Source organism: Rhizobium ecuadorense (genome assembly GCF_001187535.1).
Classification (GTDB): Bacteria; Pseudomonadota; Alphaproteobacteria; order Rhizobiales; family Rhizobiaceae; genus Rhizobium; species Rhizobium ecuadorense.
Genome location: NZ_LFIO01001418.1, coordinates 1 through 208, shown reverse-complemented (window position 1 = coordinate 208; position 208 = coordinate 1). Strand labels below are relative to the sequence as shown.

General features: G+C 65.9%; 1 protein-coding gene. It reads left to right on the top strand.

Annotated elements, in window-relative coordinates; all coding sequences use genetic code 11:
• Positions 1-164 (top strand): helix-turn-helix domain-containing protein (locus AF337_RS41045; protein WP_152971238.1); only part of this gene is annotated, 164 nt, incomplete at its 5' end.
• Between the last annotated feature and the right edge of the window lie 44 nt (positions 165-208).

Here is a 208-nt window from a genome sequence, read left to right as displayed (position 1 = left end):
GGCGCATGCATCGCGCCCGCGAAGCCCTGCGCCGGGAGGATGTCTCGGTCGCCGGCCTTGCCGCGGCACTCGGATATTCCTCCGAAAGCGCCTTCGGAAACGCGTTCAAGCGTGTGTTCGGGCGCGCACCGAAGCGCTACTGGTCGGACGCGAAGGTCGGGTGAGAAGGCTGTTCCGCTTGCGAGGGTTGCTGGGGAATCCTATTGTC